Raw genomic sequence first — 14,899 nt, 5'->3', positions numbered from 1 at the left:
CATATATTGAGTGCCGTTTTGACGACCAATACCCTCGGAGATAGTCGACAGGTGGTCGCGGCACTCGTAAGTCCAGAACGCGGCCCTGAAAGGTGTGCCGTGACGTTGGTCAAGAAGCAGATCGTTGCGGTCCTCTTCGCTTCCATCTTGCTGATCTACGGAGTGATCGGCCTGTCCGCCGCCTATTTTTCGTCCGCCAGCCACCCCATGGCATACATCGTTCCCGGTTTCGCCATCGTGATCGTCGTGGTCTCCCTGATCTCGTTTGTTCGAGGGAGGGGTTCCGGGCGCTAGCGCGGATACACCTCAATCGGCGCCGCGAGCGGGCCGGGCGGGTTGAGGGCGAACGAGCTCGCCGCACCGTCGGCCGCGAAGCTGACGCTGACGTAGAGGCCGTCGCCTCCGGTGACCGTGTACATCCCTGCGCCCACCTTGACGTTCGCCGCGCCCTCGGCCGGGATTGTCAGGGTCGCCGGTTTGCCGTTGCGGCCCTCGATCGTGACCTTCTGGTCCTTCTCGCCCGGGTTGGCGAAGTGCACCATCGGAGTCGGGGCGGACGGGACAGCGGCGAGGAAGGTGTCTCCCATCGGCTGCGACGAGGCGAACCAGGTGAAGTCGTGGGTCTTGGCCCCGGCGACCGACGTGCGGGCCGCGGCGACAACCGGCACGGAGGAGCGGACGGTGACGGTGTAGTTGCCGTCCTTGAGGTGATCAAGCGGGATCTCTGCGACGACGCCGGCCTTCACGGTCTGCGCGTACGAGTTGCCTGCCGCCGTGCCGTTCTCGCCGACGGCGCCGACGGTGATGTCCGCATCCTGGTCGCCGGGCACGAAGACGCGGACGGCGGGGAGGTCCGCTCCGTAGCCCTCGCCGGACTGGGCGCCCTCGATGGTGGCCAGATTCGCGATGGTCATGCCGGAGATCACCTGCACCCGCGACGGGGAGCCTGTCGCGCCGGACAGTTCGACGCCGCGCGGGTCGATGCCCTGCTCGAAGCTCTGCTGCAGAGAGGCGAGCACCTGCCCTCCCGTGCTCTGCACGTGCACGACGGGGGCGGCGACGGACGGAGCGAGACCGGCGAGCGGGACCACCTTCTGCGCGCCGGCAGGGACGACGATGCCGGCGGCTCCCGGCGCATCCACCTGGCCGGTCTCGGCGAAGATCGAGAGGTTGACGGTGGCCTGCACCGACGTCGGGTTGGACAGCATCACGAGGCTGGTCTGGCCGAGCGCGGTGGAACCGCCGACGAGCCAGCTGTCTGCGCTCGCCTCTCCGCAGGAGGAGGTCGCGAGACCGGCGAGGTCGTCGGTCGTCGCGCTCTGTGACTGGGCGCCCGCGACGAGCGGCGGGGTGCTCGCGCCCTGCGGGGTGGCGACGGTGAGCACCTGGGGGGCCTCACCGCGCGACGAACCGTCGGCGTCGGCCTTCAGCGACCGGGTGTCGACGCTGCCGCCGTCCGCCCCGTATGTGGAGGTGGGGGCGCCGAACGGGGATGCGGTGGTGGCGGCGCCCGCGTCGGCCGCGAGGGCGAGCAGCGGGCCGGGGCAGACCCTCTGCTGGTCGGCAGGCACGGGCTTGACGGTCGAGACGGGGGCAGCGACCTGGAACGACGGCAGCGGCAGCAACGACGCGCCAGCGATGGCGATGCCGGCGACGCCGAGGCCGATCACACCGCCGACCACGCGCATGCTGACCCTGGCGATTCCACGCTTGTCAGCCACGGTCGCCTCCTTCGGTTCGCTCGGTTCCGCGGCGGGGGCGGATGATCGTCTCCTCGAGGCCTTCCTCGAGCGTCGTGGGGGTGGACGGGGTGGGGACCAGCGCATCCGGGGTGGATGCGGGGTGCTGGTGCTCCGGGGCAGCCTCCGGCTCGACAGTGGGCTCGGGCTCGGGCTCGGATTGTGGCTCGACCACCGGGTCCGGCTCAGGCTCCGGCTGAACCACAGGCTCCGGCTCAGGCACCGGCTCCGACTCGACTTCCGGCTCCGGGGCGACCTCTGGCTCCGGCGCAACCACAGGCTCCGGCGCAACCACCGGCTCCGGCTCCGCCGCTTCCTCCACCTCGGAGGACTCGACGGCCGCCTCGTCGTCGGGTTCCGCCTCATACTCCGAGAGCGTCTCGTCGGCTACGGCCTCCTCGCCGTCCTTCGGCTGCTCCGGCTCGTCGTCGGGGGTGACGACGAGGTCGTCCTCGTCGCCGTGGCGGCGCTTCGGGCGGCGGGAGTTCAGCTCGGCGACGCGGTCGGCCGAGCGCGTGGTCGGGATGGCCATGAGCAGCGTGATGCCGATGACGATGCCCTGCACCAGCAGCACGACCAGCCGCCAGATCCCTCCGGCGTCCGCGGGGACGAGCGCGGCCTTCGGCTCCGCCGAGGTGCCGCGGTCGAACGCCCAGAGCTGCCCGCTCACCGTCGCACCCACCGGGGCGAGCAGCGGGTTCGCGTCGAGGGCGGTGGATGCGCGCACCCCGCTGACCTTGGCAGGCTCGCTCACCGGGGCGTTCCCGCCCGTGCTCTGGTTCAGGTCCACCGCTGCCGGTGCGAGCAGTACGAAGTCGATGCCGAGGCGTTTCATGGTCGGAGAGCCGTCGTAGCCGCTCCGGGACGACAGGTTGCCCGCCAGCGTCGCCAGCTCCTTCTGCTCGGGTGACAGCGTGCGCTCCGTCGAGCTGAGGGTGCTCTGCGCGTCGAGCGTCTGCCCGGCGCCGCGGATGAGTTCCGCCGCGATGCCGCCGTCCGGCTGCGGCGTGATGCGCAGCGTTCCCGTGCGGGGCTGGGTGGCGGCCTTGGCCGTGACGACCGCCGGCATGGTGCGTCCGTCGCTCTCGACCACCTTCGACTGTCCGTCGTGCAGCGCGATGGCGGAGGGGACGGCGGCGATGGCGAGCGTGAGGAGCGCGACCCAGGCCGGGTAGACGGCGGCGCGGCCGATAGCGGAGAGCGCGAGGACCGCTGCCCCGATCAGTCCGAGCCAGTAGAGGCTCACGGCCGTTCCGGGCCAGATCGGCACGACGCTGGATCCGGCGAACGTCACCTGGACGTGCAGCGCGGCGACCGCGGTGAGGAAGCCGACCAGGGCGACCAGCAGCGCGACGATCGCCCTGCTCGACCCGCGGAGGAACAGGGCCAGGATCGCCAGCACGCCGAGCGGCGCGAGCAGGATGGGGACGATGATGTTCGGGGCGGCCTCGGCGAGGTCGAACGGCAGTACGGAGCCGAGCGCGTGCCAGCCGCCGAGCGTGCCGTCCGGGAAGCCGAGGGCGAGCTGCCAGGCCGGCGTCTGCCGCGCATCCAGTGCCACGCCGGGGTCGGCGAAGATCGACAGCCACGCCCCGCGGGAGATCTGCTGCCAGACCAGAGGCGCGAACAGCACAACAGCGGGCAACGGGATGAACGCGATGCGTGCGGCACGGCGTCCACCGAACGCGATGGCCGCGATCCAGGCGACCACGAGGGCCGGGATGAGCACGGGTGCGCACGCCGCCGTCGCCACGGCGAGCAGCGCGGTGACGGCGCTGGCCGCCCACGACCGGCGCGCGGCGAGCCCGGCGAAGAACAGCCACGGGAGCAGCACGTGCGCGAGCACGGCAGCAGGACGGCCGCCCTGCAGCGCCACCAGCAGTGTCGGCGCGAGTGCGTAGGCGAGGCCGGCGAAGATGCGCAGCGTCGTCTTGGAGGTGAGCCGCGCCGCCGCCAGCCAGGCGCCGAGCGCTGCCAGCGGGACCGCGAGGAAGTAGAGGCCGACGATCGAGACGGACGGCTGCCAGAAGGTCAGCGTTCCGAGCACGGCGAGCACCGCCGCGAACGGGTCGGCGGCTCCGGTGAACCCGAGCCCGACATCCCGCCAGCCGTAGCCGAGGTTCGCCCACAGCTGGCCGACCGACGCGTTGAGCGGGAGCAGCCCTCCCCCGGTGAGCGCCGCGCTCCCGAAGAGCGGGAAGAACAGGGCGACGCCGATGACCAGTGCAGCGAGCACCGTCCAGCCGCCGCCCGTACCGAAGAAGTCGAGTTCCTGTCGCTCGCCCTGCTGGCCGACCTGCGCGGCCTCGCGTTTCAGCGCGCGTCCGCGCCGCACCTCATCGAACGGGATGCGGAGGGGCGCGACGGCCGCCCAGCCGACGGTCTTGTTCTGGGCGAGCGTGCGGCGGGCGTTGCTCACGCGCATCCCGGAGAACGCCACGCTGAACGCCGCAGCGAGCTCGCCGCCGACCGAGCCCGGCTCCTTGCGCAGGATGCGGCCGATGGAGCGGAGGATCGCGAGCGGCACGAGGCTGAGCCAGTGGAACGGCACCGCAGCGGCAGGCGCGTAGACCATCCGGCGGTGCAGCTGGGCAGCTCGCCGTTCCTTGGTGAGGCGGCGCCTCACGGTCCACTTGCGCGAGAGGTTGGGTCCCGCGACGCCGTCGCCCGCGATGGCCACCCTGGCCTGGGCGACGAGGGATACACGGAAGCCCGCGAGTCGGACCCTGGTGCAGAAATCGAGTCCGTCGTCGGCGGTCGGCAGGCCGGGGTCGAAGCCGCCGAGCTTGTCCCACACGGTCTGGCGGACGATCATCCCGGCGGACGAGACGCCGAGCACGTCGGTGAGGCCGTCGTGCTGCGCCTGGTCCATCTCGTTCTCGACCAGCGGCACCGCGGCGCCGAGCGGCGTCATCGCCTCGCCGAACTCACGGATGAAGGATGCGTCGTCCCAGTCGACCAGCTTGGGTCCTGCGACGGCGACGGAGGGCGAGACCTCGACGGCGCCGAGGAGTGCTTCGAGAGCACCGGGCTCCGGCGCGGTGTCCTGCGCGAGCAGCCACAGCCACTCGTGGTCGGACGACGGAGGAGCCGTCACCCGCACGCCTGTCGCCACGGCAGCGCCGAACGGCAGCTTCTCCGGCACGGAGAGCAGCTGGGTGGGGCGGAAGTCGGCGAGCAGCTTGGCGGCGTCGTCCGTCGACGCACAGTCGACGGCGATCACGGCATCCGGTTGTCTTGTCTGTGCCGCGATGGCGTCGAGAGTGCGCTGAAGGTGGGGGCCGCCACTCTGGGCGACGACGATGGCAGTGACTCTCGGATACATCGGGAGTCAGCCTAGGTTGGCCTCGCGTCGATCCGTGGAGGCAGATCGGGCGCGGCGCGAATTCAGCTGGCGCGCTTGCGCAGCTTGCGGCGTTCGCGCTCGGACAGCCCACCCCAGATGCCGAACCGCTCGTCGTTCGCGAGAGCGTATTCGAGGCACTGGGTGCGAACCTCGCACGAGGTGCAGATGCGCTTGGCGTCGCGGGTCGATCCGCCCTTCTCAGGGAAGAACGCCTCCGGGTCGGTCTGAGCGCACAGCGAGTCGGACTGCCAGGCCAGCGGATTGTCGTCGTCGACATTCGGCCGGACACCCGGAACCCCCAGTTTGACCGGGTCGATGAACCAGTCGTCGGGTACTCCAGAGCGATATTCAGGAACTGTCATATCGGACTCCCACCCATTAACTGCTAAGCACGCAAGACAACGTGTTGGAATAATTACACCGTTGTCATTCGCAAGAGTCAAGTCGCAAATCGTAAAGCCTTGAGTCCTGGTCGAGAGTTCGCGACGCGCCGACGCTCCACAACAATCCCGACACGCCCGGCCGTTCTACCCCCGTCGGACGGCCAGGAGAGGGCTCAGGATGCCGCTTGGCGTGCTTCCCAGGCGCTCCGAACCATCTCGTCCAGGGTGTGGCTCATTCTCCAGTCCAGATCCCGGGCGGCGAGTTCACCGGATGCGACGATCCTCGCAGGATCTCCGGCGCGGCGCGGCCCCACTTCTGGGGTGAAGTCGATGCCGGTCACCGCGGCGACGGTCGACATGATCTCGCCGACCGAGACCCCGTCGCCGCTGCCCAGGTTGTAGACGGGCTCGATCGCCTCGTGCGCATCCAGTCGCTTCGCGGCGGCGACGTGCGAGACGGCCAGGTCGGCGACGTGGATGTAGTCGCGGACGCAGGTGCCGTCCGGCGTCGGGTAGTCGACGCCGTTGATGCGCGGCGTGCGGCCGTCCACCAGGGCGTCGAACACCAGAGGGAAGAGGTTGTGCGGGCTGGTGTCGCGCAGCGAAAGATCGCCGGACCCGACGACGTTGAAGTACCGCAGGCTGGTGTGGCGGAGACCGGCGGCGATGCCCTGGTCGCGCAGCAGCCACTCCCCGATCAGCTTCGACTCGCCATACGGGGACTCCGGGCTCTTCGGCGTGCTCTCCGTGACGAGGTCCGTGTCCGGCGTGCCGTAGACGGCTGCGGAGGACGAGAAGACCATCGCATCCACCCCCGCCTCCTGCATGGCGGCGAGCAGCACGGCGGTCGCCGTCACGTTCTGCTCGTAGGTGTGCAGAGGACGCTGCACGGAGACGCCGGCATACTTGAACCCGGCGACGTGCACCACGCCGGAGACGCTGTTCTCGGCGAAGACCCGTTCGAGCAGCGCGCCGTCCAGGATGGTCCCCCGATAGAAGGGGACGTCCGCCGGCACGAACTCCTCATGCCCGCTGGACAGGTCGTCGACCACGACGACGTCGATGCCCTCCGAACGGAACGCCCGCACGATGTGCGAGCCGATGTATCCAGCTCCTCCGGTCACCAACCACGCCACGCGGTCCTCCTCAAACGCTCGACTGCCGAACGCCCAGCCTATCCGGCCCGCCGGCGCCGAACGGATCGCCTGCTAGACGAAGGCGGCCTGGCCGGTGATCGAGCGCCCGACGATCAGCGTGTTCATCTCGCGGGTGCCCTCGTAGGAGTAGAGGGCCTCGGCGTCGGCGAAGAAGCGGGCGACGTCGTAGTCGATCACGATGCCGTTGCCACCCAGGATCTCGCGGCACCAGGCGACGGTCTCGCGCATCCGGGAGGTGGCGAACGCCTTGGCGAGTGCCGAGTGCTCGTCGCGCTGCTTGCCGGTGTCGAGCATCTCGGAGACGCGCGTGCAGAGGGCGATGGATGCGGTGATATTGCCGAGCGACTTGACCAGCAGATCCTGGATGAGCTGGTGCGCTCCCAGAGGCTTGCCGAACTGGATGCGCTCCTTCGAGTACGCGACGGCGGCCTCGTACGCGCCGATCGCGACCCCGACGGCCGCCCAGGCGACCTCGGCGCGGGTGAGGCGGAGCACCGCGGCGGTGTCTTTGAACGTGTTGGCGTTCTGCAGGCGCAGCGACTCGGGCACGACGACGTTCTCGAGCGTGATGTCGGCGTTCTGCACCATGCGGAGGGACTGCTTGCCCTCGATCTTCGTCGCGGTGTACCCGGGCGTCGAGGTCGGGACGATGAAGCCCTTCACCTGGCCGTCCTCCGCGCTCTTCGCCCAGATGATGGTGATGTCGCTGAACGTGGCGTTGCCGATCCAGCGCTTCGAGCCGTTGAGCACCCAGTTGTCGCCGTCGCGCGTCGCGATCGTGCGCAGGCCCTGTGCGGAGTCCGAGCCGGAGAGCGGTTCGGTCAGGCCGAACGCCCCGAGCACCTCGCCGCTGGCGAGCTTCGGCAGCCACTCCGCCTTCTGCTCCTCGGAGCCGCAGACGCCGACGGCGCCGAGGGCGAGACCGTTCTGCACGCCGACGTATGTGCTGACGGACGCATCCACCCTCGCAAGCTCCAGGGCGACCCAGCCGCGGAACACGGCCGAGTTCTCGAACGGAGCGGTCTCCGGGAAGCCGAGCCCGACGGTGCCGGTCTTGTGCAGCCCCTCGATGATCTGGTGCGGGAATTCCGCGCGCTCCCAGTGCTCGTTCACGATCGGCTTCACCTCGGTCTCCAGGTAGGAGCGGAGGTGGGCGAGGAAGTCCTTCTCCTGGGTGCTGAGAAGGTCCTCGTATCCGTAGAAATCGCTGGCGAGGGACTCGAAGGACATAGCTGCTCCATTGCGTCGTACGGCGGGATGACGGGTCGGCTGGCGACCAGCGCCAGCCTAGGGAACCGGCAATGCCGCGCAAAAGCGATTGGTAGTTTGGTCTAACGAATCGAAAGGGACCACGACGGATGTTTGTGCGCATCGGCAATACCCCCCGCGACTACGCCTGGGGTTCGACCACTGCCATCGCCGGGCTGCTCGGCACCGAACCGAGCGGACGACCGGAGGCGGAGCTGTGGCTGGGCGCGCATCCCGGATCGCCGTCGGTGATCGCCGACCCGGCGCAGACCGGTGGAGCGGCGGACCTCGCCGCGTGGACGGCCGCCGACCTGCAGACCTCGCTCGGGCGGCAGGATGCGCACCTGCCGTACCTCCTGAAGGTGCTGGCCGCCGCCGGCCCGCTGTCGCTGCAGGCGCACCCGTCGTCCGAGCAGGCCGCCGCCGGGTTCGCGCGGGAGAACGCCGCGGGCATCCCCATCGACTCCCCCGAGCGCAACTACAAGGACCCGTTCCACAAGCCGGAGCTGATCTACGCGCTCAGCGACACCTTCGACGCGCTCTGCGGCTTCCGCGACGTCGAGCGCAGTGCAGCACTGTTCTCCGCGCTCGCTGAGACGGCGGACGACGGCGAGCGCGCCGTGATCGCGTCGTTCGCCGGCACCCTCGCCGGCGAGCCGACCGGGGTGCTCCGCCGCGCGACCGAGTGGCTGCTCGGCGGCGACCCTGCGGTGGGCGAGCTGGTCGGCGCCGTCGTCGCCACCGCGCTCTCCGTCGAGCCGGACCCGGCGGGCGACGACCTCGCTGTCGCCGCAGACACCGTCCGGATGCTCGCGGAGGCGTTCCCCGGCGATCCGGGCATCGTGCTCGCGCTGCTGCTCAACCGCGCGACCCTGCGCCCGGGCGAGGTGCTGTACCTGCCGGCCGGGAACATCCACGCGTACCTGCGGGGGCTCGGGATCGAGCTGATGGCGGCGTCCGACAACGTGCTGCGCGGCGGCCTCACGCCGAAGCGCATCGACGTGCCGGAGCTGGTGAGCATCCTGGACTTCCGTCCGATCGTGGCGACGCCGATGGCCGCGGAACATCCGGCGCCCGGCGTCGACGTGTTCCGACCGGATGTGCCCGACTTCGCGCTCGACCACATCACGGTCGGGGCAGGGACGCCGTCCACGCGCATCCCGCTGCCCGGCGCGGCCATCGCGATCTGCACGGCAGGCACGGTGGAGCTCGCCGGAACGCACGGCGCGCTGACGCTGGAACGCGGGCAGTCGGTGTTCGTCACGCCGGACGAGGAGTTCGTCTCCCTCTCCGGCGACGGGACGGTGTTCGTCGCGACACCGAACGCCTGAATTCCCGTCCGCTAGTCTTCCGAGGTGACCTCCGCACCCTCCGCTTCGTCCGTCCGGGCACGCGTGGCCGCCGCCGCGTCCGGATCCGGCGCCGCGGCGTTCGCGACACTGCTGCTGTTCACGCTGTTCGCGGGCGATTTCTGGCGCAACCTGATCAGCTGGCCTGGCTACTTCGTGCTGGCCGGGCTGCTCGCCGCCGCGAGCATCGTCGTCCTGGTGCGCACGCGGCCCGCCTTCCACTGGCGCAGGCTGCCCAGGATGCTCGTGCTGTTCCTCCTGCTGGCGACCGTCTCGATCGCGTGGTCCGCATACCCCGGCGCAAGTGCGCTCGGCGTGATCGCCCAGTTCGCGACCACTGCCGGCGCGCTCTACCTGGCGCTCGCCCTCGACTGGCCGCAGCTGCTGCGCGCGCTGGCGAACGCGTTCCGCTGGATTCTGGGGCTGTCGCTGCTGTTCGAGTTCGTCGTGGCCGCGTTCGTGCGGCATCCTGTGCTGCCGTTCTGGGCGTCATATCCAGAGGGCAAGCTGCCGTCCGCGTTCTATTGGAGCAGGGGTCTGCTGTTCCACGGCGGGCAGATCCAGGGCATCCAGGGCAACAGCAACCTGCTGGCGATGGTGGCGCTGCTGGCCGTGATCGTGTTCGGCATCCAGCTCGCCGACCGCACCGTGCGCCGCGGGGCGGGCATCACCTGGCTGGTGATCGCGGTCGGGACGCTCGCTCTCACCCGCTCGTCGACGGTGATCGTGGCCGGGCTGGCCACCGCCGTCGTGTTCGCGTTCGCCCTGTGGATGCGCAGGGTCGCGCCGGACCGGCGCCGTCCTGTCTATCTCACCGCCGCGGCGCTCGTCGTGGTGGCCGCCGGGCTGCTGATCGCGTTCGCCTCGCGCATCCCCGCGCTGTTCGGCAAAAGCGAGGACCTGACGGGGCGCCTCGACATCTGGCACTCGGTGATCGGGCTGGCGCAGGAACGCCCGGTGTTCGGCTGGGGCTGGGTGAGCTACTGGGCGCCCTGGGTCTCCCCGTTCAAGAACCTCGCCGAACGCAACGGCGTCACCTACCTGCAGGCGCACAACGCCTGGCTCGACGTCTGGTTGCAGCTCGGCATCGTCGGCCTCGTGGTGTTCATCCTGCTGGTCGCGACCACGCTCGGCCGCTCCTGGTTCTTCGCCGTCGACCGGCCGAGGACCACGATCGCCGACGACAAGCCGTACACCGCGCTCGGGCTGCTGCCCCTGCTGCTGATCGCCGCGCTCATCGCGCAGAGCGCAGCGGAGAGCCGCATCCTGATCGAAGCGGGGTGGGCGCTGCTCGTGGTGCTGTCCGTGAAGACGAAGCAGAGCACACCGTAGGATTGCGTTCATGGCCGCGACCCGTCGAACCCTGGTCCCCGTCGCGGTGACCGAATTCCTGGGTTCGGCACGGTTCAATTCGGCGCTCTCGCTGGTGGCCGTCGGTGTCGGGTTCTCGACCCACGCGATCCGGGCTCTCATCGGCTGGCCGGGGCTCATCGGCGCGCTCGGCGTCGTGGTCGTGCTCGCCGCGCTGTCGTTCGTCGCGCAGAGGAAGCTGATCGAGTGGCACGGCCTGCTGCCGATCTCGATCCTCCTGTTCGTCGGCTGGTGCGCCGTCTCGATCTTCTGGAGCACGTACCAGTGGGCCACGCTCGCCGGGGTGATCTACCAGCTGAGCTTCGCCTTCCTGGCCGTCTACATCGCCCTGGTGCGGGATGCGATCCAGATCGTGCGCGTCGTCGGCGACGTGCTCCGGGTGCTGCTGACCGCATCCCTCGCCCTGGAGGTGCTGAGCGGCATCCTGCTGGACCTGCCCATCCGGTTCCTCGGCATCCAGGGCAACATCGCGCTCGGCGGCCCGATCCAGGGCCTGTTCGGGTCGCGGAACGCGCTGAGCATCGTGGCGCTGATCGCGTTCGTGACGTTCCTCGTCGAGCTGAGGACGCGGTCGGTGCGGGCGCCGCTCGCCGCCGTCTCCATCTCGCTGGCCGTGCTCTGTCTGCTGTTCGCGCACTCCCCCGTCATCGCGGCGGTCGCCGTGGTCGTCGGCCTCGCGACGCTCGCGCTCTTCGGCCTGCGCAAGGTGCCTGCGCACCAGCGGCCGTACTACCAGTGGGGTCTCGCGGTGTTCACCATCGCCGCCCTCGTCTCCGCGTACATCTACCGCACCAGGGTGATCGACCTGCTGAACGCCAGGGCCGATTTCCAGGTGCGCTACAAGCTGTGGATCCAGATCTGGGAGCTCATCCCGGTGGAGCAGACCGTCGGCTGGGGCTGGGTGGGCAGCTGGCCGACCGAGCTGTACCCGTTCACGGCCATCCAGGCGGCAACGGGCGTCTACCACTCGGACGGCCTGAACGCCTATCTCGACGTCTACCTGCAGGTTGGCATCATCGGGCTGCTGCTGTTCGTCGCCCTGGTCGCGCTCGCGTTCGGCCGCTCGTGGCTGCTCGCATCCAACAAGCGCAGTGTGGTCTACGCCTGGGCGCCCCTCGTGCTGGTCGCCCTGCTCGTGACCAGCGTTTTCGAGAGCTCGATCCTGGTGGAGGCCGGCTGGCTGCTCCTCGTGATCTGCGGGGTCAAGGCCTCGCAGGGGATGAGCTGGCGACTTCGGCTGGCGCGGCACGACCAGAGCTGACCCGCAGCCACACCAGGTGCACCACGAGCCCGACGGCCGGTCCGGATGCGAGGGCCAGCGCCGCACGGATCGGCAGATCCAGCGGGATGAACAGCACGGCGAGCGAGACGAGCGACGCCACCACCCACCCGGTCGCGTATCCCCCGTGCAGCCCCTTCGCGAGCACGGCGGAGCCGCTCACGCAGAGCGCGCCGATCAGCCCGGAGGACGCGATCAGGGCCACCAGCACGTCGGCGCCGAGGTCGAACTGCGCGCCGAAGACGAACTGCATCACGGGCACGCCCCACAGCCAGGCGGCCAGGCAGAGCACCACGATCACCGCGGCGATCCCGGCGATGATCGTCAGCATGGTGCGGGTGGCGCGCTCCGGATGGTGCGAGAACTGGCTGACCAGGAAGCTCGACAGCGCCATCAGCGGCACCAGGATGGGCGCCCTCGTCAGTGTGACGGCGAGGACGAGCGAGCCGAGGTCCGCGTGGTTGTCCGGTCCGGAGAAGAACGACAGCACCAGCGGGAAGCCGTTGATGAGCACGGCGGTCGCGGACGCAGCCAGCATCGTCCTGCCGGTGTTCGCGATCAGGGTGGAGAGCCCGATGCTCACCCGCGCGTTGGCGACGAGCGCCTTCGGGGCCGAGGCGAACACGATCGCCAGCGAGAGCGGGAACGGCAGGATGACGGCGACGGCGAGCGCCACGAGGTCGTCGGTGAACGCCAGCACGGCGACGACGCCGATCACGCGCAGCACGCCGTCGAGCGCGACGATCGCGGCGAGCTGCCGCCACATCCCCGCCCCGGCCATCACACCGGATGCGGCGGCCACCAGGCAGTTGAGGCCGGCGCCGAACGCGACGAACCAGGCGAGACCGGCGTTCTGCGCGCCCAGGCTCGGCGTCGCCCAGAGCAGGCTGGTCGCCAGCACGGCGATCACGACGACGACGGCGACCATCGCGGCGAACGACCACATGGAGGTGCGGCGGATCGCGGCGGCCGCTCCTGCGCCCATTCGGCCGGCGCCCGCATCCACGGCCTGCACGGCGGTCTGCGCCACGGCACGCGTCGACTCCTGCTGAAGCCCGAACAGGATGCCGACCACCAGGAACAGCGCGGACCAGAACACCGAGAACACGCCGTAGCCCGCGGCGCCCACCGAGGTGAACACGCGCCAGGTGACCACGTATCCTGCGAGTCCGGACACGACGGTCGCACCGAGGATCAGGACGACGGACGAACGCCCGCCCGACCCCGCCGGCTGCGTCTCCCACTCGTCGGGAATCGGCTCGTTGAGCGGCTCATAGCTGGTGATGGGAGACTCCAGGGGTGGCATGACAGGATGGATGCTCTGCGCCTCGGGCGCGGCAGGCCAACCATACGACGAAAAGCTCCGAGCGGACGAAAACCTCCACCGTGACCATCGACATCATGATGCCGTTCTACGGCGATCCCCAGCTGTTCCGCGACGCCGTCCACAGCGTCATCGCCCAGACGGACGACGACTGGCGTCTCGTCGTGATCGACGACGTGTACCCGGACACGGAGCCCGGCGAGTGGGTGAGCGCGCTCGGCGATCCGCGCATCCACTATCTGCGCAACGAGACGAACCTCGGCGTGAGCGGCAACTTCACCAAGTCGGTGCAGCTGGTGACGAGTGAGCACTTCGTCCTGATGGGCTGCGACGACCTGCTGGAGCCCGGCTACATCGCCAGGATGCGCGCCGCCATCGCCGCGCATCCCGCGGGCGCATACTTCCAGCCGGCGGTGACCGTGATCGGCGACGACGGTCGCGAGACGCTCCCCCTCGCCGACCGGGTCAAGGGCTGGTACCGTCCCACCCACAGCGCGCCGGCCGAGCTCAGCGGGGAAGCGCTCGCGGTGAGTCTGCTGCGCGGCAACTGGACATACTTCCCGTCGATCTGCTGGCGAACGGAGGCGGTGCGCCGCCACGGCTTCGACCCCGACTTCGACGTCGTGCTCGACCTCAACCTGCAGATCGACATCGTGCTCGACGGCGGCAGCCTGGTGCTGCTGCCCGACCACGAGTTCCGTTACCGGAGGCACGCGGGCAGCGTCTCCTCCTGGACGGCGCAGGACGGCACCCGCTTCGACGAGGAGCGCGCCTTCTTCCTCACGAAGGCGGCTGTGCTGCGGCGGCACGGCTGGCGCAGGGCGGCGCGCGTCGCGTCCGCCCACTGGTCGTCGCGGCTGAACGCGGCGACCAAGCTACCGTCGGCGCTCGCGAAGCGCGACGGGGCCGGCCTGCGGGCGCTGCTGCGGCACGTGTTTCTAGGGTGGCGGAGTTGATGTCAGTATGTTGGCTGACATTGATATCTAACGCGTAACCGGATGGCTAACCTGGCTGTAGTGGGCAACGAGGCCCAACGCCAGGAACGGAAGCCGCATGAAATCTCCTCTCACCGCTATCGCGATCGCCGCAGCAGCCACCCTCGCCGTGATCGGCATCGGAAGCCCCGCGCAGGCGAGTGAAGTCAGCGCACACATCGACCTCGCCGCGGGCGATCACGCAGAATGGTCGCCCGCGGTCCAAGGAGAGTACGCGCGACTGCTGAGCAGCGCAGACGGCCTGCTGGCCGCCGACAGATCCATCGACGGACAGCGAACCTTCGACTTCGCGCTGGCCATCGACGCCGGCGTTCCGAACGACATCGCCACCAGCTGGGCCGAGGGTGTCGCCGACACCGGAGGAATCGTGGTCAATGCCGGCCCGCGCTCGTTCCCCACGCACGCCAGCCGTGCCGCGTGCCGGGGCGAGTCCCGGGTATGGATCGACATCTGGGGCACGCATGTCCGGCTGAACTCGTGCGTGACGCCCACAGTGGTCACCGCACTCCAAGGCGGAGCGAACGCCGCGTACATCGCCGCAGCGATCGGCGGCCTGAGCGGCATCGGTGCGATAGCGGGAGGCGCGATAGCTCTCGGGGGTGCAATCGGGAACTACTCGGCCTGGTCGATCGAACAGTGCTCCCGGAATGGCACAGGCGTGGAGCTCGCCCTCGCCGGGTTCGTCTGCTGGGCCCAATGAGCAGGTCG

Annotated in this window: 12 protein-coding genes; 6 read left to right on the top strand and 6 right to left on the bottom strand. The window is 69.8% G+C overall.

Annotated elements, in window-relative coordinates; translation table 11 throughout:
* Positions 1-99 precede the first annotated feature (99 nt).
* A complete protein-coding gene (locus tag HF024_RS05235) occupies positions 100-294 on the top strand; it encodes a hypothetical protein (protein ID WP_085371337.1) in 195 nt (64 codons plus the stop codon).
* Here the strand turns inward: HF024_RS05235 and HF024_RS05230 are convergent.
* From HF024_RS05230 to HF024_RS05210, 5 genes are all read right to left on the bottom strand, one after another.
* Entirely contained in the window at positions 291-1,721 is a 1,431-nt protein-coding gene (locus HF024_RS05230) for a DUF5719 family protein (protein WP_168688889.1), read from the bottom strand. The genes HF024_RS05235 and HF024_RS05230 overlap by 4 nt on opposite strands.
* The gene (locus HF024_RS05225) at positions 1,714-5,064 is read right to left on the bottom strand and encodes a glycosyltransferase family 2 protein (protein WP_168688888.1); all 3,351 of its coding nucleotides are present in this window, start codon (positions 5,062-5,064) and stop codon (positions 1,714-1,716) included. The genes HF024_RS05230 and HF024_RS05225 overlap by 8 nt, the downstream gene beginning before the upstream one ends.
* Before the next feature lie 62 nt (positions 5,065-5,126).
* Positions 5,127-5,447 (bottom strand): WhiB family transcriptional regulator, encoded by a 321-nt coding sequence (locus HF024_RS05220; RefSeq protein ID WP_082581223.1) that lies wholly within the window; start codon positions 5,445-5,447, stop codon positions 5,127-5,129.
* Positions 5,448-5,641: 194 nt separating this feature from the next.
* Positions 5,642-6,604 (bottom strand): UDP-glucose 4-epimerase GalE, encoded by a 963-nt coding sequence (gene galE / locus HF024_RS05215; RefSeq protein ID WP_168688887.1) that lies wholly within the window; start codon positions 6,602-6,604, stop codon positions 5,642-5,644.
* Between the two features lie 72 nt (positions 6,605-6,676).
* The gene (locus HF024_RS05210; protein ID WP_085369114.1) at positions 6,677-7,855 is read right to left on the bottom strand and encodes an acyl-CoA dehydrogenase family protein; all 1,179 of its coding nucleotides are present in this window, start codon (positions 7,853-7,855) and stop codon (positions 6,677-6,679) included.
* 128 nt (positions 7,856-7,983) lie between these two features.
* On the opposite strand from HF024_RS05210, the gene manA reads away from it, so the two are divergent.
* Genes manA through HF024_RS05195 form a run of 3 tightly spaced genes read left to right on the top strand, consistent with a single transcriptional unit; the run spans position 7,984 to position 11,854 of the window.
* Complete coding sequence (gene manA / locus HF024_RS05205) at positions 7,984-9,204, top strand: mannose-6-phosphate isomerase, class I (protein ID WP_168688886.1); 1,221 nt, start codon at positions 7,984-7,986, stop codon at positions 9,202-9,204.
* Positions 9,205-9,228: 24 nt separating this feature from the next.
* A complete protein-coding gene (locus HF024_RS05200; RefSeq protein WP_168688885.1) occupies positions 9,229-10,554 on the top strand; it encodes an O-antigen ligase family protein in 1,326 nt (441 codons plus the stop codon).
* Between the two features lie 10 nt (positions 10,555-10,564).
* Positions 10,565-11,854 carry an exopolysaccharide production protein gene (locus tag HF024_RS05195; protein WP_168688884.1) on the top strand — a complete coding sequence of 430 codons (1,290 nt, stop codon included), beginning with the start codon at positions 10,565-10,567 and terminating at the stop codon, positions 11,852-11,854.
* On the opposite strand, the gene HF024_RS05190 is transcribed toward HF024_RS05195, so the two are convergent.
* On the bottom strand, positions 11,796-13,178 hold the full coding sequence (locus tag HF024_RS05190; protein ID WP_247597311.1) for a hypothetical protein: 1,383 nt from the start codon (positions 13,176-13,178) through the stop codon (positions 11,796-11,798). The genes HF024_RS05195 and HF024_RS05190 overlap by 59 nt on opposite strands.
* 80 nt (positions 13,179-13,258) lie before the next feature.
* On the opposite strand from HF024_RS05190, the gene HF024_RS05185 reads away from it, so the two are divergent.
* Together HF024_RS05185 and HF024_RS05180 are read left to right on the top strand one after the other, a co-directional pair.
* Complete coding sequence (locus HF024_RS05185) at positions 13,259-14,152, top strand: glycosyltransferase (RefSeq protein ID WP_168688883.1); 894 nt, start codon at positions 13,259-13,261, stop codon at positions 14,150-14,152.
* A 97-nt stretch (positions 14,153-14,249) separates the two neighbouring features.
* Positions 14,250-14,891 (top strand): hypothetical protein, encoded by a 642-nt coding sequence (locus HF024_RS05180; protein ID WP_168688882.1) that lies wholly within the window; start codon positions 14,250-14,252, stop codon positions 14,889-14,891.
* Positions 14,892-14,899: the final 8 nt, after the last annotated feature.

The organism is Leifsonia sp. PS1209 (assembly GCF_012317045.1).
Taxonomy (GTDB): Bacteria; Actinomycetota; Actinomycetes; order Actinomycetales; family Microbacteriaceae; genus Leifsonia.
Note: the sequence above shows the minus strand (reverse complement) of the source record. Positions and strands in the feature narration are given on the sequence as shown.